The sequence below is a fragment of the Ensifer sp. Root423 genome (assembly GCF_001426275.1).
GTDB classification, from domain to species: domain Bacteria; phylum Pseudomonadota; class Alphaproteobacteria; order Rhizobiales; family Rhizobiaceae; genus Ensifer; species Ensifer adhaerens.
In genome coordinates this window covers 216,763-236,933 of record NZ_LMEG01000044.1, presented here as the reverse complement: position 1 = coordinate 236,933, position 20,171 = coordinate 216,763, and the positions used below count along the sequence as shown (strand labels likewise).

26 protein-coding genes are annotated in these 20,171 nt (G+C 63.6%); 19 read left to right on the top strand and 7 right to left on the bottom strand.

Translation table 11 applies throughout. The features are described from left to right. The first annotated feature begins 73 nt into the window (after positions 1-73). The 3 genes from ASD01_RS28415 to guaA all read left to right on the top strand — a co-directional run bounded on the left by ASD01_RS28415 (position 74) and on the right by guaA (position 2,931). Complete coding sequence (locus tag ASD01_RS28415; protein WP_034805179.1) at positions 74-526, top strand: PaaI family thioesterase; 453 nt, start codon at positions 74-76, stop codon at positions 524-526. Continuing rightward, positions 523-1,161 (top strand): 5'-methylthioadenosine/S-adenosylhomocysteine nucleosidase, encoded by a 639-nt coding sequence (locus tag ASD01_RS28410; RefSeq protein WP_034804523.1) that lies wholly within the window; start codon positions 523-525, stop codon positions 1,159-1,161. The genes ASD01_RS28415 and ASD01_RS28410 overlap by 4 nt, the downstream gene beginning before the upstream one ends. A 207-nt stretch (positions 1,162-1,368) precedes the next feature. Continuing rightward, positions 1,369-2,931: a glutamine-hydrolyzing GMP synthase gene (guaA, locus tag ASD01_RS28405; protein ID WP_034804526.1), complete on the top strand. Its 1,563-nt coding sequence runs from the start codon at positions 1,369-1,371 to the stop codon at positions 2,929-2,931. A 101-nt stretch (positions 2,932-3,032) separates the two neighbouring features. Here the strand turns inward: guaA and ASD01_RS28400 are convergent, their stop codons facing one another. Further along, the gene (locus ASD01_RS28400; protein WP_034804530.1) at positions 3,033-3,479 is read right to left on the bottom strand and encodes a MarR family winged helix-turn-helix transcriptional regulator; all 447 of its coding nucleotides are present in this window, start codon (positions 3,477-3,479) and stop codon (positions 3,033-3,035) included. Positions 3,480-3,627: 148 nt separating this feature from the next. Between ASD01_RS28400 and ASD01_RS28395 the strand changes: the two genes are divergently transcribed. The 6 genes from ASD01_RS28395 to ASD01_RS28370 all read left to right on the top strand — a co-directional run bounded on the left by ASD01_RS28395 (position 3,628) and on the right by ASD01_RS28370 (position 7,540). After that, positions 3,628-4,386 (top strand): alpha/beta hydrolase, encoded by a 759-nt coding sequence (locus ASD01_RS28395; protein ID WP_034804533.1) that lies wholly within the window; start codon positions 3,628-3,630, stop codon positions 4,384-4,386. A 265-nt stretch (positions 4,387-4,651) separates the two neighbouring features. Next, positions 4,652-5,386 (top strand): SDR family oxidoreductase, encoded by a 735-nt coding sequence (locus tag ASD01_RS28390; protein ID WP_034804536.1) that lies wholly within the window; start codon positions 4,652-4,654, stop codon positions 5,384-5,386. Between the two features lie 124 nt (positions 5,387-5,510). Then, positions 5,511-5,840: an ArsR/SmtB family transcription factor gene (locus ASD01_RS28385; protein WP_034805182.1), complete on the top strand. Its 330-nt coding sequence runs from the start codon at positions 5,511-5,513 to the stop codon at positions 5,838-5,840. Further along, complete coding sequence (locus ASD01_RS28380; RefSeq protein WP_034804539.1) at positions 5,837-6,304, top strand: SRPBCC family protein; 468 nt, start codon at positions 5,837-5,839, stop codon at positions 6,302-6,304. Before ASD01_RS28385 ends, ASD01_RS28380 begins: the two co-directional genes overlap by 4 nt. 117 nt (positions 6,305-6,421) lie before the next feature. After that, positions 6,422-6,835 carry a GFA family protein gene (locus ASD01_RS28375; protein WP_034804542.1) on the top strand — a complete coding sequence of 138 codons (414 nt, stop codon included), beginning with the start codon at positions 6,422-6,424 and terminating at the stop codon, positions 6,833-6,835. Positions 6,836-6,967: 132 nt separating this feature from the next. After that, positions 6,968-7,540, top strand: coding sequence for a 2'-5' RNA ligase family protein (locus tag ASD01_RS28370; RefSeq protein WP_034804545.1), 573 nt, complete (start codon positions 6,968-6,970; stop codon positions 7,538-7,540). Positions 7,541-7,606: 66 nt separating this feature from the next. Here the strand turns inward: ASD01_RS28370 and ASD01_RS28365 are convergent, their stop codons facing one another. Then, the gene (locus ASD01_RS28365) at positions 7,607-8,233 is read right to left on the bottom strand and encodes a glutathione S-transferase family protein (protein WP_034804548.1); all 627 of its coding nucleotides are present in this window, start codon (positions 8,231-8,233) and stop codon (positions 7,607-7,609) included. 171 nt (positions 8,234-8,404) lie between these two features. Between ASD01_RS28365 and ASD01_RS28360 the strand changes: the two genes are divergently transcribed. Further along, the gene (locus ASD01_RS28360; RefSeq protein WP_034804552.1) at positions 8,405-9,463 is read left to right on the top strand and encodes a M14 family metallopeptidase; all 1,059 of its coding nucleotides are present in this window, start codon (positions 8,405-8,407) and stop codon (positions 9,461-9,463) included. Positions 9,464-9,491: 28 nt separating this feature from the next. Here ASD01_RS28360 and ASD01_RS28355 read toward each other — a convergent pair whose 3' ends face one another. Next, positions 9,492-9,968 carry an Lrp/AsnC family transcriptional regulator gene (locus tag ASD01_RS28355; protein ID WP_034804555.1) on the bottom strand — a complete coding sequence of 159 codons (477 nt, stop codon included), beginning with the start codon at positions 9,966-9,968 and terminating at the stop codon, positions 9,492-9,494. Between the two features lie 238 nt (positions 9,969-10,206). Between ASD01_RS28355 and tatA the strand changes: the two genes are divergently transcribed. From tatA to ASD01_RS28330, 5 genes are all read left to right on the top strand, one after another. Next, the gene (gene tatA / locus ASD01_RS28350; protein WP_034804559.1) at positions 10,207-11,376 is read left to right on the top strand and encodes a tyrosine aminotransferase; all 1,170 of its coding nucleotides are present in this window, start codon (positions 10,207-10,209) and stop codon (positions 11,374-11,376) included. A gap of 8 nt (positions 11,377-11,384) precedes the next feature. Beyond that, positions 11,385-12,017, top strand: coding sequence for a YitT family protein (locus tag ASD01_RS28345; RefSeq protein WP_034804562.1), 633 nt, complete (start codon positions 11,385-11,387; stop codon positions 12,015-12,017). A gap of 121 nt (positions 12,018-12,138) precedes the next feature. Continuing rightward, positions 12,139-12,492, top strand: a complete 354-nt coding sequence (locus ASD01_RS28340) for an ArsC family reductase (protein WP_034804565.1) — start codon at positions 12,139-12,141, stop codon at positions 12,490-12,492. Positions 12,493-12,513: 21 nt separating this feature from the next. Then, entirely contained in the window at positions 12,514-12,987 is a 474-nt protein-coding gene (gene ybaK / locus ASD01_RS28335) for a Cys-tRNA(Pro) deacylase (protein ID WP_034804568.1), read from the top strand. Between the two features lie 109 nt (positions 12,988-13,096). Next, a complete protein-coding gene (locus ASD01_RS28330; protein WP_060644812.1) occupies positions 13,097-13,684 on the top strand; it encodes a dual specificity protein phosphatase family protein in 588 nt (195 codons plus the stop codon). A 281-nt stretch (positions 13,685-13,965) separates the two neighbouring features. On the opposite strand, the gene ASD01_RS28325 is transcribed toward ASD01_RS28330, so the two are convergent. Next, positions 13,966-14,421, bottom strand: coding sequence for a MarR family winged helix-turn-helix transcriptional regulator (locus tag ASD01_RS28325; protein ID WP_234798719.1), 456 nt, complete (start codon positions 14,419-14,421; stop codon positions 13,966-13,968). Between the two features lie 84 nt (positions 14,422-14,505). On the opposite strand from ASD01_RS28325, the gene ASD01_RS28320 reads away from it, so the two are divergent. The 3 genes from ASD01_RS28320 to ASD01_RS28310 all read left to right on the top strand — a co-directional run bounded on the left by ASD01_RS28320 (position 14,506) and on the right by ASD01_RS28310 (position 17,491). Next, positions 14,506-15,177, top strand: coding sequence for a glutathione S-transferase family protein (locus ASD01_RS28320; RefSeq protein ID WP_234798718.1), 672 nt, complete (start codon positions 14,506-14,508; stop codon positions 15,175-15,177). A 93-nt stretch (positions 15,178-15,270) separates the two neighbouring features. Further along, complete coding sequence (locus ASD01_RS28315; RefSeq protein ID WP_034805188.1) at positions 15,271-16,149, top strand: MBL fold metallo-hydrolase; 879 nt, start codon at positions 15,271-15,273, stop codon at positions 16,147-16,149. Between the two features lie 88 nt (positions 16,150-16,237). Beyond that, positions 16,238-17,491: an aminopeptidase gene (locus ASD01_RS28310; RefSeq protein WP_034804607.1), complete on the top strand. Its 1,254-nt coding sequence runs from the start codon at positions 16,238-16,240 to the stop codon at positions 17,489-17,491. Between the two features lie 90 nt (positions 17,492-17,581). Here the strand turns inward: ASD01_RS28310 and ASD01_RS28305 are convergent, their stop codons facing one another. From ASD01_RS28305 to ASD01_RS28295, 3 genes are all read right to left on the bottom strand, one after another. Continuing rightward, entirely contained in the window at positions 17,582-17,980 is a 399-nt protein-coding gene (locus ASD01_RS28305) for a VOC family protein (RefSeq protein ID WP_034804610.1), read from the bottom strand. A gap of 21 nt (positions 17,981-18,001) precedes the next feature. Further along, positions 18,002-18,631 (bottom strand): RNA polymerase sigma factor, encoded by a 630-nt coding sequence (locus ASD01_RS28300; RefSeq protein ID WP_034805190.1) that lies wholly within the window; start codon positions 18,629-18,631, stop codon positions 18,002-18,004. A 75-nt stretch (positions 18,632-18,706) separates the two neighbouring features. Continuing rightward, positions 18,707-19,585, bottom strand: coding sequence for an EamA family transporter (locus ASD01_RS28295; RefSeq protein WP_034804613.1), 879 nt, complete (start codon positions 19,583-19,585; stop codon positions 18,707-18,709). Positions 19,586-19,674: 89 nt separating this feature from the next. Here ASD01_RS28295 and ASD01_RS28290 point away from each other — a divergent pair, with 89 nt between their 5' ends. Further along, positions 19,675-20,169, top strand: a complete 495-nt coding sequence (locus tag ASD01_RS28290; protein ID WP_090426724.1) for a MarR family winged helix-turn-helix transcriptional regulator — start codon at positions 19,675-19,677, stop codon at positions 20,167-20,169. Positions 20,170-20,171: the final 2 nt, after the last annotated feature.

Sequence of the window (20,171 nt, the reverse complement as noted above, 5' to 3'; positions counted from 1 at the left end):
TGTCCGACCTTCACGACCGTGCCACTGTCCCGCGGTCATAATGATGCCGCCCGACACAAAGGCCCATGGACTGATGGACGACCGTGATCCCCCCGATTTCCGGAAGCGCATTCGCGAGAGCTTCGCGCGGCAGGCGGCAATGCGCACGATCGGAGCCGAACTGACACTTGTCGAGCAAGGCACGGTCGAAATCGAGCTGCCCTTCGACGACAAGCTGACGCAGCAGCACGGCTTCCTGCATGCCGGCGTGATCTCCGCGGCGCTCGATTCAGCCGGCACCTATGCGGCCTATTCGGTGATCGACCCGGATGCCTCGATCCTGACGATCGAGTTCAAGGTCAACCTGCTTTCGCCCGGGCGCGGCGAACGCTTCCTCTTCCGCGGCGAGGTGACAAAGCCCGGATCGACGATCATCGTTTCCGACGGTCGCGGCTATGCGATCCGCTCCGACGGACCGGCAAAGCTGATCGCCTCGATGACCGGAACGATGATGGTTGTGCGCGGACGCGAAGGGATCGAAGGATGAGTTTTGCCGTCAAGGACGTTGCCGGACACAAGGTGCTCTACGTCATGGCCGTGGATGCCGAGTACGGTCCGCACCTGAAAGGCCGGATCAAGCCGCTGATGACCGGCGTCGGGCCGGTCGAGGCGGCCGTCGTGTTGACGCGCACGCTTGCCGAACTCACCGCCGAGCGGGCCCTGCCCGATCTCGTCGTTTCGCTCGGCTCGGCGGGTGCCGCCACGCTCGAACAGACCGAAGTTTACCAGGCGGTTTCCGTCGGCTACCGCGACATGGATGCCTCGCCGCTCGGCTTCGAGAAGGGCGCAACGCCGTTTCTCGACCTTCCGGCCGTGGTGCCGCTGCCGCTACGCATCCCCGGCGTTCCGGAAGCGCGGCTTTCGACCGGCGCCAACATCGTCTCGGGCGCTGCCTATGAGACGATCGACGCCGACATGGTCGAGATGGAGACCTTCGCGGTGCTGCGCGCCTGCCAGTCCTTCGGCATTCCTTTGATTGCGCTTCGCGGCATTTCCGACGGCAAGGCCGAACTGAAGCACGTCAACGACTGGACGGAGTATCTTCACGTCATCGACGAGAAGCTTGCAAGCGTGATCGACCGGTTGGAGAATGCGGTTTCGAGCGGCGTGATCCCGCTCTAGACCCCGATGGCTTCGGGTCTGGTCGACCCAAAGCCATAAACGTGATCGATGCTCACAAGTCAGAGCGGGATGCGGGCGGAAAACCGCACGCACTTTTCCTCATCCCGCTCCAAAACCCCGGAATTGTCCGGGTGCAATTGAATCGTTGCGTCGATGGCGGGCTTTCATTAAAGGCTCGCCATGATCAAGCTTGTTTGAAGGCACCCAATGACCCAGACAGCCCATCCCGACACCGTTCTCATCGTCGACTTCGGCAGCCAGGTGACGCAGCTCATCGCCCGGCGCGTGCGCGAATCCGGTGTCTATTGCGAAATCGTGCCGTTCCAGTCGGCCGAAGAAGGTTTTCAGCGGCTGAAGCCGAAGGCCGTCATCCTTTCCGGCAGCCCGGCCTCGACGCTCGATATCGGCTCGCCGCGTGCGCCCTCGGTGATCTTCGATTCCGGCCTGCCGGTGTTCGGCATCTGCTATGGCCAGCAAACCATCTGCGCCCAGCTCGGCGGCAAGGTCGAGAGCGGCCATCACCGTGAATTCGGCCGCGCCTTCCTGGAAGTCGAAAAGGAATGCGCGCTGTTCGACGGTCTCTGGTCCCTCGGCTCGCGCCACCAGGTCTGGATGTCGCATGGCGACCGCGTCACCGCGATCCCCGAAGGCTTCGAGGTCGTCGCGACCTCCGCCAACGCCCCCTTCGCCTTCATCGCCGACGAGAAGCGCAAGTACTACGCCGTGCAGTTCCATCCGGAAGTCGTGCACACGCCCGATGGCGCCAAGCTGATTTCCAACTTCGTGCACAAGATCGCCGGCATCAAGGGCGACTGGTCGATGTCGGCCTATCGTGCCAAGGCGGTCGAGGCGATCCGCCGTCAAGTCGGTGACAAGAAGGTGATCTGCGCGCTCTCGGGCGGCGTCGACAGCTCGGTTGCGGCACTGCTGATCCATGAAGCCGTTGGCGACCAGCTCACCTGCATCCTCGTCGACCACGGCCTGATGCGCAAGGACGAGGCGAAGAACGTCGTTGCGATGTTCGAGGAGCACTACAACCTCCACCTCCTGCACGTCGACGCTTCCGACCGGTTCATCGGCGAGTTGGAAGGCCAGAGCGATCCGGAAACCAAGCGCAAGATCATCGGCCGCCTGTTCATCGAGGTGTTCGAGGAAGAGGCAAAGAAGCTCGGCGGTGCGGACTTCCTCGCCCAAGGGACGCTCTATCCCGACGTGATCGAAAGCGTCTCGTTTACCGGCGGCCCGTCGGTGACCATCAAGTCGCACCACAATGTCGGCGGCCTGCCGGAGCGCATGAACATGCAGCTCGTCGAGCCGCTGCGCGAACTCTTCAAGGACGAAGTGCGCGTGCTCGGCCGCGAACTCGGCTTGCCCGACAGCTTCATCGGCCGCCACCCCTTCCCGGGTCCGGGCCTTGCCATCCGTTGCCCGGGCGGCATCACCCGCGAGAAGCTCGAGATCCTGCGCGAAGCGGATGCGATCTATCTCGACGAAATCCGCAAGGCCGGCCTCTATGACGCCATCTGGCAGGCTTTCGCTGTGCTTCTGCCGGTGCAGACCGTCGGCGTCATGGGCGATGGCCGCACCTACGAGTTCGTCTGTGCACTTCGCGCCGTCACCTCGGTCGACGGCATGACGGCGGACTTCTACCACTACGACATGGAATTCCTCGGCCGCGCGGCGACGCGTATCATCAACGAGGTCCGCGGCATCAACCGCGTCGTCTACGACGTCACCTCGAAGCCGCCGGGCACGATCGAGTGGGAATAAACGCGCGGACGCATCTGCTGCGTCGGTGATAAAAAATGTTAAAGGGCGTGCTTCGGCGCGCCCTTTTTGCTTCCCGGCACAGTCGCGGCCCGGGTGCAGCGCTACTTCACCGCGTCGCGCATGCCATCGCGGAGTTTCCGCACCCGCTCGTTCAAATCGATCATTTCCGGCACCGTGAAGCCGGAGTTTTCCAGAAGCGCATCGGTCAGGCAGCCGGTCTTCACGTGGAGGCCGCGCCCTTTCGCGGTGAGGTGGACCTCGACCTGCCGCTCGTCGGTGACGCTGCGATGCCGCCCCAGGAAGCCGGCAGCTTCGAGCCGCTTCACAGCCGGCGTGATCGTGCTCGATTCCAGACCCAGCCGATCGGCAATCGCCGAGATCGTCAACCCATCCCTCTCCCAAAGCGTGCTCAGGACGAGATACTGCGTGTAGGTCACACCGAGCGCATCGAGCATCGGCTTGTAGACGCGGTTGATGGCGATCGACGCCGAGTAGATCGAAAAACAGAGCTGGCTGTCGAGCGGCAGCGTTGTCGGTTCGTCAGGCATTCCAACCTCCTTGTGGCGCTTTGCGGCTTCTGCCGCGAAAATAGATATCGCGATAATTAATATCTTTACAAGAAATCGGAGTCGCCGTATATGATTGTTATCGCGATAATGAATATCGCGCAAAACAACTCAACGAAGGAGACCCGAAATGCTCAAGTCCCTCATCACCGCCGCCGCTTTCGCCCTCTCCGCAAGCGCGCTGACGCCGGCCCAGGCCGCCCCCGCCACCAAGAATGTCGTGCTCGTTCACGGCGCCTTTGCCGACGGCTCCGGCTGGCAGGGCGTCTACAACATCCTGAAGAAGGACGGCTACAACGTCACCATCGTACAGAACCCGACCCTGACGCTTGCCGGCGACGTCGCGGCCACCAAGCGTGCGATCGCCGCTCAGGACGGCCCGATCGTGCTCGTCGGCCACTCCTATGGCGGCGTGGTCGTTTCGGAAGCCGGCACCGATGAGAAGGTGAAGTCTGTCGTCTACATCGCCGCCTTCGCGCCGGATAAGGGCGAGTCCGTTTCCTCGCTCATCGCCAACCCGCCGGCCGGCGCGCCCGTTCCGCCGATCCTGCCGCCGGTCGATGGTTTCCTCTCGCTCGACAAGGAAAAGTTCGCCGCCGCCTTCGCGGCCGATGTCGATCCTGAGATTGCCGCCTTCATGGCCGACTCCCAGGTCCCGTGGGGCGTCGAAGCGGCAGCCGGCGCCGTCACCGCTCCGGCCTGGAAGGAGAAGCCGAGCTTCTATCTGGTCGCGACCGACGACCACATGATCCCGCCGGCCGCCCAGCGCCAGATGGCAAAACGCGCGGGCTCCACCGTGGTCGAAACATCCGGCAGCCACGCCATCTACGTCTCGAAGCCGGAAGCGGTCGCCAAGCTGATCGAGCAGGCAGCGCAGGCGAGCGAATAAGCGATATCAACCGGCAACGAAGGCAAAAGGGCGAAGCGCGACGCGTCGCCCTTTTGCTTGTCCCGAAGACAATCCGGAAGATCCTGGTGGACGCCATTGCCGGCCCTGTTGCCGCCAGATCTTTGGTTAGAATTTCTGACCGCCCCATGCTCGATCGGCACCTCGATCGAACGGGTCGCCCTTTCTATCTTCTGTCTCACCGGGGCTCAGGCCCAACGCCCGAGCCGGACTCAAACAGAAACGCACCTTTCGAAAGGGCATATCCATGGAAAATGTTCACGGAAAAGTCGTGGCCGTGACCGGCGCAAGCAGCGGCATCGGCGAAGCCGCTGCGAAGCTGCTGGCGGCTGCCGGAGCCAAGGTCGTGATTGGCGCACGCCGGTCCGACCGGCTGGAACGCATCGCCGGCGAAATCGCCGGCGCCGGCGGCGAGGTCCGCTTTCGCGTGCTCGACGTTACCGACCGCGGCGACGTCGCCGCCTTCGCCCGCTTTGCCCAGGCCGAATTCGGCCGCCTCGATGTCATCGTCAACAATGCCGGCGTGATGCCGCTGTCGCCGCTGGCAGCGCTCAAGGTCGACGAGTGGGACCGCATGGTCGACGTGAACATCAAGGGTGTGCTCTACGGTATCGCCGCGGCCCTGCCGATCATGAGCGCGCAAGGGGACGGGCAGATCATCAACATCTCCTCGATCGGCGGCCATTCCGTGTCGCCGACGGCCGCCGTCTATTGCGCCACCAAGTTCGCCGTCCGGGCGATCTCGGACGGCCTGAGGCAGGAGACCGACCGCATCCGCGTTACCGTCATCTCGCCCGGAACGACGACCTCCGAACTCGCCTATACGATCAGCGATTTGACCGCACGAGAAACCATGAAGGAATGGCGGGCCGTCTGCATCAGTCCTGACGCCATCGCGTCGTCGATCGCCTACGCCATCGGACAGCCCGACGATGTCGACGTCAGCGAGATCATCGTGCGCCCGACGGCGAGCCCGCATTGAGGCAATGTGCTCCGGGGATCAAAGCGACTGAAGGCACGCCTCGAGCGTGCCTTTTCGTTCTGCAGCAGCATTCAAATCAATAGCGTTGACTAATCAATTAGTATCCGCTATTTATTTATCCATGATGATCGAAACCGCTCCCATCACCGCCGTCATGCGCGCCCTTGCCGATCCGACCAGGCGCGCCGTGTTCGAGCGCATCGCCAATGCCGACGAGATCACCGTCGTTGAACTGACGCGCGGCAGCGGCGTGACGCAGGGCGCGGTTTCGCAGCACCTCAAGTCGCTGAAACAGGCGGGTCTCGTCGCCGAGCGTCCGGAGGGCCGCAACGTCTATTACCGCGCCGAGCCCGAGGGCCTGGCGCCGCTCGTCGACTGGATGAGCCACTACGGCACCTTCTGGCGTGACCGCTTCGCCAATCTGCGCACCCTTCTCAAGGAGATCGATCCATGACCGACGCAGCAGCCTTGAAACTCGAGACCCAGGATATCGTCGTCGACGAGGTCTTTCCGCATACGCCCGAGACGATCTGGAGGACACTGACCAACGGCGAATTGATGGGCCGATGGATCATGCCGCCGACCGGCTTCCAACCGGTGGAAGGCACCCATTTCACCTTCCGGACGACGCCCGCCGGCGCATGGGACGGGACCATCCGTTGCCAGGTGCTGGAGGTGCGCCCGCATGAGCGTTTCGTCTACTCCTGGAAAGGTGGCGACGAAGGCAACAGCGGCTATGGCTCGCGTCTCGATACGGTCGTCACCTGGACGCTGACGAAGGTCGACAACGGCACCCGCCTCCGGCTCGTTCATTCCGGCTTCGTCACGCCGAAGAACGACAGCGCCTATGCCAACATGAGCAATGGCTGGCCGAAGGTCCTGTCGCGGCTCGGCACCATTACCGACGAACAGCATTGAAGCCCAGGCCGGGTCGCCATAGCGATCCGGCCCCCCCGAAACAGGCAAAGTGATTGGTCGGCGTCGCCCTCGCAGCCACGCGAAAGGCTTTGCCGTGCCCGAGACTGGAGCGAATGTATGAGCAAGTCCTATATCGGCGGATGCGCCTGCGGCGCGATCCGCTACGAGATCTCAGGAGAACCGGTCTTCTCCAACGACTGCCAGTGCCGTGATTGCCAGCACGAAAGCGGGACCGGGCACGGATCGCATATGACGTTCCGCCGCGAGGGCGTGAAGCTCGAAGGTCAGGCCTCGCATTGGGACATGGTCGCCGACAGCGGCCATGTGAAGACGCGCGGCTTCTGCCCCAGCTGCGGCTCTCCGGTCTACATGACCTTCTCAGCCATGCCGGAGTTCTTCAGCGTTCGCGCTGCAAGCCTCGACGATCCCAGCCGTTACAGACCGCAAGCGGTGACCTACGCCGTGCGCGGCCTTGCCTGGGACCGCCTCGATCCGAATTTGCAGAAATTTGGCCGGATGCCGACGGAGTAGCGAAACAACAGCGTCAGCCAACGGGTGAAGTCTTCCATTCCCCGCCGGATGTCCTTGGCATTGTCAGCCGGCATCCCCATCTCCGGTCGAGACCACATGTCGTGGCGCGCGACCCGGGCGGCGGAGGGTACCATGTCGTCGAACCAATTCGCATTCGATCTCGGCTGTCCCCAGCCAGCGCCGGCAATCGACATCCTCTACTTCGCGCTGCTTCCGGACGAGCCGGCTGCCACGAAGGCACTGGCGATTGCCGAAAGGGATTTCGCCGACCAGATGGCGGATGGCTTCATCTATCGGCCCGATCGCCTGCACGTCTCTGTCGACAAGCGTTGGCAGGGCCGCGGCTTGCCCGACTTCGCGGTTGCGGATGCGCTGCGGCAGGGTGACCGCGTCGACGTGCCAGCGGTCGAGATCCGCCTCGACAGGTTGGTCAGCAACGGCAATGGCCGCGACCGGCCGCGCGCCCTGACGACGCGCGACGCCGCGCCGGGCTTCAGCGCGCTGGTCCGGCAGATCGAGGCGCTCAAACGCCCGCTCATGGCAATCCCCCATATGACGCTCTACCGGAACGATCGGGTCGCGCCGGATCTCCGCGTTTCCGAACCGGTCTCCTGGGTGGCGCGCGAACTCGTTCTGATCCATGCCCGCCAGGGGGCGGGCTCTACGAAGATCCTCGCCCGCTGGCCGCTATTGCCGTCGCGCTGAAGTCCAGGCGGAAGGTAGCCGTACACCTTGGTGATGTGCCAGCCCGGCTCCGACGGGGAGCCCCCCTTACGCGGGCGGAATGAAGGGCTGGCTGATCGTCTGGAACACCGGAAGCGCTTCAAGCATGTCCGCATGCGCCTGCAGACGCGGATAGCGCCCCATCGCGACCAGATCGGGATGCACCTCCTTGAGGAAGCGCAACACGGCCGCAACGGCGATATCCACATGGCCGATGCGCTCGCCGAACCAATAGGCGCCCGTGCTTTGCGCGCGGCTCGTTTCGAGCACTTGAAGCGTCTCTTCGATCTGGCGGCGGCAGCGGTCGACCCAGAGTGCCGAGACCGCCCCGTGCAACCGCTTCTCGTAGAACAGGCTGACGGCCTTGTCGCCGAGGCCCGTGGCAAGCGTCGCGATTCTCAGCACCCGGTGGCGCGCCGGTTCCGTTCGCGGGAACAGGACCCGGTCGTCGGAAACGAGACTGTCGAGATAATCGAGAATGATATGGCTGTCGGTAAGCACCGTCCCATCGTCCAGCACCAGCGTCGGCACGCGCGTCAGCGGATTGTAGGCCCGAAGCTCGTCGGCATTGCCGAAGGACGACCAGGGACGGTGTTCGAACGGGATGTCGTAAAGGCTGAGCGCGATGCCCACGCGTCGCACGAAGGGGGAGTCATATTGGCCGATCAGGATCATCTTGCTGTCTCCCACCTGTGCTGGATGCTTCACGGAACAATAGGCCTGCCGATCATGTCAAAGCCAGAGCGACGTCGGCGCAACCCGAAACCGCACCCTAGTTCTTAGCGACTTGCGGAGCGCCTTGGGAATGCCGATAAGCGCGACCAACGAACGATACGGGAGGAGCCCATGGACGTTTCCGAAATCATCATCGCCGGCGATACGCCCGGTATCGAATGGCGCCTGCCGGTTTTCCGTTTCAAGGGCAGAACGGCCGCTGCACCGAAGACCTACATCCAGGCGGCGCTGCACGCCAACGAACTGCCGGGCACCGCACTTGCCCATTTCCTGCTGCAGCGGCTGCAGCAGGCGGAGAAAGACGGCGCCATCCTCGGCGACATCACCGTCGTGCCCCAGGCAAATCCGATCGGCACCGCGCAGTCGCATTTCGGCGAGTTGCAGGGCCGCTTCGACCTCGGCTCACGCACGAACTTCAACCGTGATTTTCCGCTGATCACGCTTGGCGACCGTGACCGGCTGATCGACGATCTCGACCGCTACTCGGCGACGGATCGGCTGAAACGGCAGCTGCTGCATATGGCGCTCGGCGCCGACCTGATGCTCGATCTTCATTGCGACGACGAGGCGCTGCAATACGCCTATATCGACGACGCCTTCTGGCCGGAAGCGGGCGACCTCGCCTCGGCGCTCGATATGGAGGCGGTCTTCCTTTCGGACGGCGAAAGCTCCGCCTTCGAGGAGGCTGTCGCCTATGCCTGGAAATACGAAACCGGGCAGAAGAAGACACGCCTGCCGGGACGCCTCTCGGTGACGGTCGAGCTTCGCGGCACGCGCGACGTCTATCCGGAGCTTGCTCGCAAGGATGCCGTAGGGGTCTTCCGCTTCCTCGTCGCCCGCGGCGTCATTACCGGTGACGAAGAAACAATTGCACCCTTCGCTGGCATCATCGCACCGCTCGACAACATCGAGATGATCCGGGCCCCTGAGGCCGGCGCCATCCTGTTCCACCGGGATATCGGCGAGAGCGTGAAGGCGGGCGATCTGCTCGCAACGATCCTTACGCGCCCCGGCCAGGCGGACGGCGCCCTCGAGGTGCGCGCGCCGCAGGACGGGCTGATTGTCACCCGCGTCTCGACCCGCCTTGCACGCCGGCGCTCGGACTTGATGAAGATCGCCTGCGCTGCGCCGTCGAGCGCCGGGCGCAAACCCGGGTCGCTCGAAGCCTAGGACTTGGGATTGAATGTTCAAGCGGCCGTCACGCCCCCGTGGCGGCCGTCATCTTTGGGCTGTCGAGCAGAATGGTCGAGCGCAACGTCTTGATCTCGGCGATCTGCTCGAATTCGCTCCAGAGCAGGCGTTTGTAATCCGCGACGTCGCGCACCGCGATCTTCAGAAGAAAATCGAAATCGCCGGCGACCGTGTGGCATTCCACCACCTCCGGCATGCGCGACACCAGCTCGATGAAGCGCTGGCCGACCTTGCTTGCGGTGCGCTCCAGCGTCACCTCGACGAAGGCCTGGAAGCCGATGCCGGCTGCCTTCGGATCGACGACCACCGTCTGGCGGATGACGCCGGCCGCATAGAGCCGGGCAAGGCGGCGCGACAACGGCGCCGGCGAGAGCCCGACTCTCGCCGCCAGCGCGTTGTTGCTGAGCGATGCATCCTCCACCAGAAGGCGGATGATCCGCCGGTCGATCTGATCCAGTTCCACCGCCATCTTCTCGACCATCATCGCCCCCAACGCTTCGATTTCGGCTTCAGGAAATATGCCGCAGCACGCAAATCAGCAAATGAATTGCAGAATTTTGCGCAAATAGCACGCTGTCGATATTGTCTCTGTGGCAAATATCGCATCGATTTTGCGCTTGCGCTGACTTAAGAAGAAAGCCGCAGGGCAGCCGGAGGAACGGCGGCCGGCAGGCTTTCTCGACCGATAACGCATCGCTGCCACTCAAGGGGGAATTTCCGGCATGTTCGACGCTCTGACCCGCCAACCCGATGATCCGTTGCTGGCCCTGATCGGGCTTTACCGCAAGGACGAGCGCCCCGGAAAGGTCGATCTCGGCGTCGGCGTCTACCGCGACGAAACCGGCCACACCCCGATCTTTCGCGCCGTCAAGGCAGCGGAGAAGCGCCTGCTCGAAACGCAGGACAGCAAGTCCTATGTCGGCCCCGAGGGCGATCTCGTCTTTATCGATCATCTCTGGACGCTGGTCGGTGGCGATACCATCGATCGCAGCCATATCGCCGGCGTGCAGACGCCGGGCGGTTCCGGCGCTCTCCGGCTCGCGGCCGACCTTATCCACCAGATGGGCGGCAAGCGCATCTGGATCGGGCTGCCGAGCTGGCCAAACCATGCCAGCATCTTCAAGACCGCTGGCCTTGAGCCCGCCGGTTACCCGTTCTTCGACGTGCCGACGCAAACCGTGCTCTTCGACACCATGATAACGGCGCTCCAGAGCGCTGCCGCCGGCGACGCCGTGCTGCTGCATGCGAGCTGCCACAACCCGACGGGCGGCGTCATCACGCAAGCGCAGTGGATGGAGCTTGCCGCCGTCATCGCCGAGCGCGGCCTGCTGCCGCTCGTCGACCTTGCCTACCAGGGCTTCGGCCGCGGTCTCGACGAGGATGTCGCCGGTCTCCGCCACCTGATCGGCGTCGTTCCGGAAGCGCTGGTTGCCGTTTCCTGCTCCAAGTCCTTCGGGCTCTATCGCGAGCGCGCCGGCGCGATCTTCGCGGTGACGGCCTCCTCGTCTTCGGCCGATACGGTCCGCTCCAACCTCGCCGGCCTTGCCCGCACCAGCTACTCGATGCCGCCGGATCACGGTGCTGCAATCGTGCGGATGATCCTTTCCGACGCCGAGCTCAAGCGTGACTGGCAAGCAGAACTCGAAACCATGCGGCTGCGCATCACCAACATCCGCCGCGCGCTCGCCGAAGGCTTGCGCGATCGCTGGCAGGCGCTCGGCGCCGTCGCCAGCCAGGAAGGCATGTTCTCGCTGCTTCCGCTTGCCGAGGCCGACGTCATGCGGCTTCGGAACGAGCACGGCATCTACATGCCCGGTTCCGGCCGCATCAACATTGCCGGCCTGAAGACGGCGGAAGTCGACGGCGTCATCGCCAACTTCAAGAACCTCTGAGGACCATGATGGCCGAGCACAGCATCGACGCGACAGAAACCCCGACTGAACGCCATCGCCTCTACGAGGATGCGCTGGCGATCCTGACGGGCACGCTGATCATGTCGCTCGGCATCATCATCTACAGCAAGGCGATGCTGCTCACGGGCAGCACGTCGGGCCTGGCACTGCTTCTGCAATATGCGACCGGCGCCGAGTTCTGGCTGGTCTTTTCGCTCGTCAACCTGCCCTTCTACGTCCTGGCGGTCAAACGGCTCGGCTGGATGTTTGCACTGCGCACCTTCATCGCCGTCAGCCTCGTCTCGCTGTTTTCTCGGCTGACGGCCGGCTGGGTGGAGATCGCCCGGCTTGACCCGATCTATGCGGCGGTTGTCGGCGGCGGGCTGATGGGCATGGGCCTGTTGATCCTCTTTCGCCATCGCACCGGGCTTGGCGGCATCAACATCGTCGCGATCTATCTCCAGGAAAGGTTCGGCGTCCGTGCCGGCTATTTCCAGCTGGCGGTCGATCTCACCATTCTGGCTGCCGCCTTCTTCGTGTTGCCGCCATCGAACCTGGTGCTCTCGGTGATCGGGGCCGCTGTCGTCAACATGACGCTGGCGATCAATCACAAGCCGGGACGCTACGCCGGCGTGACCTGACGCAAGGTCTCGGTCTTCCCTCCCGCGCATCGGGCGGCTATCACTCCTGCCACGCTTTGAAATTGCGCGATTCCCAGCGGCGCGGCCGTTCGGAATTGCTCGCTGCGGCTGGAGCATGGGAATGACGGTTACGATTTACGGCATCAAGAACTGCGACACGATGAAGAAGGCCCGCACCTGGCTCGACGGCCGGGGCATCGCCTATCGCTTCCACGACTATAAGGCCGAGGCCATCGACCGCCCGCATCTCGAGCGCTGGTGCAAGGAGGCCGGATGGGAAACGGTGCTGAACCGCGCCGGCACGACTTTCCGCAAGCTCGACGAGGCCGACAGGCAGGGCCTCGACGAACAGAAGGCGATTGCGCTGATGCTCGCCCAGCCCTCGATGATCAAGCGTCCGGTGCTCGAAGCGGACGGCAATCTGCTGATCGGCTTCAAGCCGGACCTCTACGAGGCCGTACTCGCCAAAGCCTGACCCCCATTTGGAGCGACGACGATGTCGAAGACCACGCGCGCCACGCAGATGCTTTCGAAGGCCGGTGTCACCTTCAGCGTGCATGCCTATGACTATGATCCCAATGCGGAGCGCGTCGGCCTGCAGGCGGCCGAGGCGCTCGGCGAGGATCCGAGCCGGGTGCTGAAGACGCTGATGGCTGAAGTCGACGGCAAGCCGGTCTGCTGCGTCGTTCCCTCGGATCGTGAGGTCAGCATGAAGAAGCTCGCCGCCGCCTTCGGCGGCAAGTCGGCGGCGATGATGAAGCCGGCGGATGCCGAGCGGCTGACCGGTTACCATGTCGGCGGCATCAGCCCGTTCGGCCAGAAAAAACACGTGCCGACGGCAATCGAGGAGGCCGCACTTGCCGAAGTGCAGGTCTACATCAATGGCGGACAGCGCGGTCTGCAGGTGCGGCTTGCACCCCGCGACGCCCAGGCCACGCTAAAGGCGATCGCCGCACCGCTCATCGCCTGAGGCGCTGCCATCAAAATATCACAGATGCCTTATACGAGCCGCTGATGCGGGGACGAAATGTGCAATTTTTGCATGCACGCCCGCCTTCGAACGGCGTCGGGTCTCTCACATGGCATTTGCAAGATTTCCCAGCGCGAAGCGTCTTTTGAAGCGCCTCGCCGTCGGCACGGCTGCGCTCGTCGCGGCCCTGGTCATCTACCTCGTCGGTCTTCAGTGGACCGGCAATTTCCATACGCTCGTGGCCGGTGAGGTCTACCGTTCGGCACAGCCGACGCCGGAGGCGATCGCCGCCTATTCCAAGGCCTACGGCATCCGCACCATTCTCAACCTGCGCGGCGAAAAGCTGGACGAGCGCTGGTATCGCGATGAGGTTGCCGCCGCCGAGCGCAACGGTATCCGGCTCATCAACTTCCCCATGTCCGCTTCGGCCGAGATCGACCGCAAGGAAACCGACGCGCTGATGGCGATCCTCAGGGACGCGCCAAAGCCGCTTCTGATCCACTGCAAGGCCGGCGCCGACCGCACCGGCCTCGTCTCGACGATCTACCTGCAGCAGATCGCAGGGGTCGACGAGGAAACGGCCGAGTGGCAGCTTTCGCCGCTCTATGGACACGTGGCCATTCCCTATCTCTCCGGCACCTTCGCCATGGACGAGACCTGGGAAGCGCTGGAGAAGTCGTTCGGGCTGAGCAGCTAGGCGACGACGGCGTCCTAGATTGACGCTCGTTCCGTCGGGGTCCCTCATCCGGCCTGCCGGCCACCTTCTCCCCGCGAGCGGGGCGACGGAGACGCATGGTCCCGTTCGTCTCAGCAACGACGACCTCCCTCTCCTGTGACGGCTCCGGTCGGCGGCGCTACGAACAGCACGCCAGCACGCCCCCTCTCCCCCCTGCAGGAAGAGCGCTAAGGTGAGGGGTAACTTGCCTGGAAGGCGCTACCCGATCGTTCGCCGGTACCCTGTTTGAGAACTGACGTGCTCTACCTGAGCTTCGCCAGCAGCCCCGCGAGCTGCCGCGCCTCCGCTTCTGTCAGCCGGGCGCCGACATGGGCCTCTATCGAAGGCCCATAAGTCTGCCACATGCGCACGCGCAGCGCCCTTCCGGCCTCGGTGACGACAACCCATTGGCCGCGACCGTCGGCGTCGAAGGCTTCGCGACGGACCAACCCCTCTTTGACCAGGCGATCGATCAGGCGCGACAAGTTATACTGCGCGAGCAAGGTGCGCGCCTCGATCTCGAAGGGCCGCAGCCGGCCGTCTTCGGCCTGAACCAGTTCCCACAACACGTCGTACCAGCCAAGCGGTGGCAGGCTGGCCCCCTTGAAATCGGCCTCGATCCGAGCAAGCACGCATTCCCGTGCGCGCATCAGGCCGATCCAGGCCGCGGTCGTTTCGGGGCCAGGGCCCTTCTCGTCGATTTTCGTCTCTTTGCTCATAGATGCAATTACATCCATCTTGAAAGTCGAAGCAAGCCCACATACATGCATATGCATCTACTTTACCTCAACCGGGAGATTGCCATGCTTACCCTCGTCAGCCACCATCTCTGCCCCTATGTGCAGCGTGCCTCGATCGCGCTCGACGAAAAAGGCGTTCGCTTCGAGCGGACCTATATCGACCTCAAGGCCAAGCCCTACTGGTTCCTGAAAATCTCGCCGCTCGGCAAGGTGCCGCTGTTGCAGGTGCCGCAGCAGAGCGGCGAAAAGGTACTGTTTGAAAGCTCCGTCATCGCCGAATATGTCGAGGAAAGCCAAGCCGGCCCGAAGCTTCACCCCGAAGATGCGCTGGAGCGCGCCCGTCATCGCGGCTGGATGGAATTCGGCTCGTCGATCCTTTCGGATCTCTGGGGCTTCGAGACTGCTCAGGACCGGGAAACCTACGAACAGAAACGCCAGGCGGTGGCCGGCAAACTTGTGACCATGGAAGCGGCACTTGGCGAAGGTCCCTACTTTGCCGGTACACAATTTTCGCTCGTCGATGCGGTCTTCGCACCGATCTTCCGTTACTTCGATCTCTTCGACACGCTTGCAGATCACGGCATTTTCGACGGACTCGATCGTGTCGGCGCCTGGCGCAAGGCGCTCGCCGAGCGGCCGAGCGTCAAGGCGGCCGTGACGCCGGATTACGGTGAGCGGCTGATGACCTTCCTCAGGGAGCACGACGCCTACCTGCTGCGCGCCGGACAGGCATAGCGAAGAGCGCGAGATCACGCCGTCCTTCAGTTTGGCGCGCGCCTGCTCTATGACAGGGCGCAAGCCATGCTGGAGGAGCGCCTTGTGACCGACATGATCTCGACCCTTACGGTTCTTGAGCCCTATCCCGGCGTCTATGCCTACTATGACGGGCGCGTTGCCGGAGTGCGGCTCTATTCGCAGGCGGCGAACTGGCTCGATGACGGCGCCTACGAACTCGGCGTCGCCTCCTATGCCATCGTCGACGGCACGCAAGCGCTGGTCTACGACACGCATATCTCGCTCGATCACGCCCGGGCGATCCGCAACCATCTCGAAAGCCTTGGCGTCACCGCGATCCGCGTCGTGCTCAGCCATTGGCATAAGGACCATGTGGCCGGAAATGCGGTCTTTGCCGATTGCGAGATCATCGCCCTCAAGCTGACGGCAGCGAAACTTGAAGAAAACCGCGAGAAGATCGAAACGGCGACGCCGCCGATCCAGCCCCTCGTGATGCCGAACCGCCTGTTCGACGAGACGCTTGCACTGACCGTCGGCGCACGCCGGGTCGAACTGCATCACTTCGCCATCCATAGCGCCGACGGCAACGTGATCTGGCTGCCCGAGGAGAAGTTGCTGCTGGCGGGCGATACGCTCGAGGATACGACGACCTTCATCAGCGAGGCTGATCAGACGGCGACGCACATCGCGGAACTCAAGCGCCTGCGGCAATGGCCGATTGCTCGGATTCTACCCGCCCATGGCGACCGCGAACGCATCGCCAGCGGCGGCTACGGACCGAAACTGATCGATGCCAATCGCGGCTATCTCGAGCGGCTGACCCGCGCGATCGCGACCGGTGCTGCCATCGGCGCACTCAAGGAATTCGCCGCCGAGGATATCGCCTCCGGCGCGATCCTCTATTTCGCGCCTTATGAGGCTGTGCACAGGAGCAATGTCGAGCGGGTGCGTGCGGGGCTCGGCGCGCGCTGATTGCACTAAACCTCCCGGGCTCAGCCTTCATTTTCGCCGCAAAGCGCTCTAAGTCTTCTTCTTCCGATTTCAGAAAGACAGGTAGATCATGACCTTTCCCGCCAATACGCCCGATCCGATCGACCCGGTGAAACTCGACAAGCTCGCGGAAGTCGCGATCCAGGTCGGCCTGCAGCTTCAGCGCGGTCAGGACCTTGTCATGACTGCGCCGGTCGCGGCGATGCCGCTTGTTCGCCTTATCACCAAGCACGCCTACAAGGCCGGTGCAGGCCTCGTGACGACTCTCTATTCGGACGAGGACACGACGCTTTCGCGTTATGCCTATGCACCGGACGAGAGCTTCGACCGGGCAAGCGACTGGCTGTTCAAGGGCATGGCCGAAGCTTTCGCCGGTGGTGCAGCGCGGCTTGCGATCTCCGGCGACAACCCGATGATGCTTTCGGCGCAGGATCCGGCCAAGGTGGCGCGGGCCAACAAGGCAAATTCCATTGCCTATAAGCCGGCGCTCGAAAAGATCTCGAACTTCGACATCAACTGGAACATCGTTTCCTACCCGAACCCGTCCTGGGCGAAGCTCGTCTTCCCGAACGACCCGGAAGAGGTTGCCGTCGAGAAGCTCGCCAACGCCATCTTCGCCGCCTCGCGCGTCGATGTCGCCGATCCGGTGGCCGCCTGGAAGGAGCACAACGCCAACCTCGCCCGGCGCTCGGCCTGGCTGAACGGCGAGCGCTTTGCCGCGTTGCACTTTACCGGCCCGGGCACCGATCTGACCGTCGGGCTTGCCGATGGCCATCTCTGGTGCGGCGGCGCATCGGAGGCCAAGAACGGCGTCACCTGCAACCCGAACATCCCGACCGAGGAAGTGTTCACGACGCCGCATGCGCTGCGCGTCGAAGGCCATGTCTCCTCGACCAAGCCGCTGTCGCACCAGGGCACGCTGATCGACAACATCCAGGTGCGTTTCGAGGGCGGCCGGATCGTCGAAGCCAAGGCATCGCGCGGCGAGGAAGTACTGAACAAGGTGCTCGACACCGACGAGGGCGCGCGCCGGCTCGGCGAAGTGGCTCTGGTGCCGCATTCCTCGCCGATCTCGGCAAGCGGCATCCTGTTCTACAACACGCTGTTTGACGAAAACGCCTCGTGCCACATCGCGCTCGGCCAGTGCTATTCCGGCTGCTTCGTCGACGACACCAAGCTGACGCCGGAACAGATCCGCGCCCAGGGCGGCAATTCCAGCCTGATCCACATCGACTGGATGATCGGTTCGGGCCAGGTCGACATCGACGGCGTGCGCGCCGATGGTAGCCGCGTTCCGGTCATGCGAAAGGGTGAATGGGCCTGATCACGGCCCCTCCCCGGTCTCGTCCGACCTGAAAGGCTTGTGGCCGCCGCAACACATGCGGCGGCCTTTTCTATTGGGGAAATTGCCCCTTCAGCCGTTGGCAGCCCGCTTCAGACGCGGCATCTCCGCCGATTGGTAGAGGGACAGCACGTGGCCATCGGGATCGGCGAATTCTGCCGACCAGCCGCCGGGCGCATGGCTCACCGGCGTGACGATGGTGGTTCCCTTTTCAGCGAGGCCCGCGACCACATCGTCGATGCCGCCCTCGGCGAGATCGAACACAACGATCGGTGTGTTGCCCGGCTTGCTCTCCACGACGAAGAAGATCAACTCGACCTCGTCTTCTATCTTCGCCATCAGCCAGGAGCCGGCTTCGTCGTCCTCCATGCGCTGGACGTTGAGACCCAGAACATCACGGTAGAAGGCTTCGGTGCGGGTGAGATCCGAGACGAAGTAGCAGATGGCCCCGATACGTGGTTTCGACAACATTGGTTGCTTCCCTTGTGTTTGTTACGCCGGCTTGTTGCCGCCGGTTGCCGTTTCGTGAGACACGCGCGGCGAAAAATTGATCGCGAAGAGATGGCCGTCCGGATCGTGGCTGGCAAAGGCGGCGCGGCCGCCGCGGGTGACCGGCAGCAGGGCCTGACGAATACGGCCGCTTTCGAGCGGATAGCGAAGTCCGGTCAACTCCAGATTGGTCTCGACATGGCCGGCATCGCGCCAGGCCCGGCGCAGCATCAGGATGCGCTGGCGCAGCGCTTCATCGGAAATGCCGAGGAGATGACGGATTTCGAGGCGATTGTGGCCGCCGATCGCCAGCAGCATCACGATCCTGAGGCTCGGGGAAAGCGTGACGGCGAAGGCCAGCGGATCGCCAGAGCGCCGCTCTTCCGCTTCGGAAACGTCCGCTTGCAGCTCCCGGCGCAAACGGCGAGCAGCGGTGCGCGCCTGCATCGCTGCGAGCTTGCGGAGAACACCGCAGAACCAGGCGCGATCGCCGCCGGTTGGAAAACGCCCTGCCTTGAGCGCGACGATCAGCGCCTCATGCAGCAAATCCTCCGCTTCGGCCGCACGGCGGCTTTGCCGCCTCGCGAAACGGAGGAGATCGGAATAGAGCGCTGGCGTCAGATGCTCGGTCATCAGGGCGTGCGCTTCTTTGAGGATTGACGTTGCCGGCAATGTGAAGCGCATGCGCTGTGGTTGCAAGCCCTGCTTTCAGGCCCGCGCCGGTCGCACCTTGGGGGCGAGTTGCGCGCGCTGGCTGAGCCAGACGCTGACGAAGACGACAAGGATGCCGAGCGCCTGCACCGGCGTCAGTTGCTCGCCGAGCACGCCCCAGCCGAGCAGGATGGCAACGACCGGGCTCAGGAAACCGAGCGGCGAGACGGCAGAAGGTTCGAGGCGCGACAGGCCGCGGAACCAGAGCAGATAGGTGAAGGCGGCGCCGACCAGGCCGAGATAGGCGAGACCGAGGACGTTGGCGGTGGTCAGCGGCGGCAGCGACGGCTCGAAGAACAGCGCCGCCGGCACGAGCATGAGGCCACCGGCGGCCAATTGCCAGGCAGTGAAGGTGAGCGGCGGAACCGGCGGCGCCCAGTGGCGGCTCAGCACCGTGCCGAAGGCCATGGAGACGGCTCCGGCGAGACCAGCGAGCACCCCGAGCGGATCGAGCGCGGCGCCCGGCGTCAACACCAGCAGGGCGACGCCGGCAATGCCCGCAAGGCCGGCAACCACGCTGAGCAGGCGGATCGGCGAGCCCAGGAAGACGCGCGACAACAGGATGACGATCAGCGGCTGAACGGCACCGACGGTTGCGGCGACGCCGCCTGGCAGCCTGTAAGCGGAAACGAACAGCATGGCCCAGAAGAAGGAGAAGTTGAGCGCGCCGAGCACGAAGGTCCGCGGCCACCAGATACCGTCCGGCAGGCGCCGCACAATCAAGAGCAGGAGCAACCCCGCCGGCAGCGCCCGCAGCATGGCGACCGTCAACGGATAGCCAGACGGCAGGTACTCTGTGGTGACAAGATAGGTGCTGCCCCAGATGGCCGGTGCCAGCGCGGTCAAGGCAAGGTCGACGGTGCGGCTCGAACTCATATCTTTACCTCAAGAATCTCTATATCAAGATAAAATGAGGATAACGCGGTTTATCTCTAAGTCAAGATACTCTATGCTGAGATAAATGCATGGAGGGTTTGATGGATCGCGTCGACAGGATTTTGGCCCAATGGCACCGGGAGCGGCCGGACCTCGATGTTTCGGCCATGGGCCTGCTTGGCCGGCTCTCACGGGTTTCGACACATATCGCCCGGGAAATCGAGAAGTCGTTTTCCGAGCGCGGATTGAATGCGTCGAGCTTCGACGTGCTCGCGACGCTTCGTCGGTCCGGACCGCCCTATCGGCTTTCGCCCGGAGACCTTTTGGATACGACCATGGTCAGCTCCGGCACCATGACCAACCGCATCGACCAGCTTGAAAAGGCCGGGCTCGTCGAACGGATCGCCAATCCCGAGGACAGGCGGGGGGTGATCATCGCCTTGACGGACGAGGGCTTGCGCCGTGTCGACGAGGCCGCGACCGCGCATGTGGCCAACCAGCATCGCGTCGTTTCCGCGCTGTCGCCCGAGGAACGCGTGGTGCTCAACGCACTGCTGCGCAAATATCTCGCGACCTTCGAGTAGCC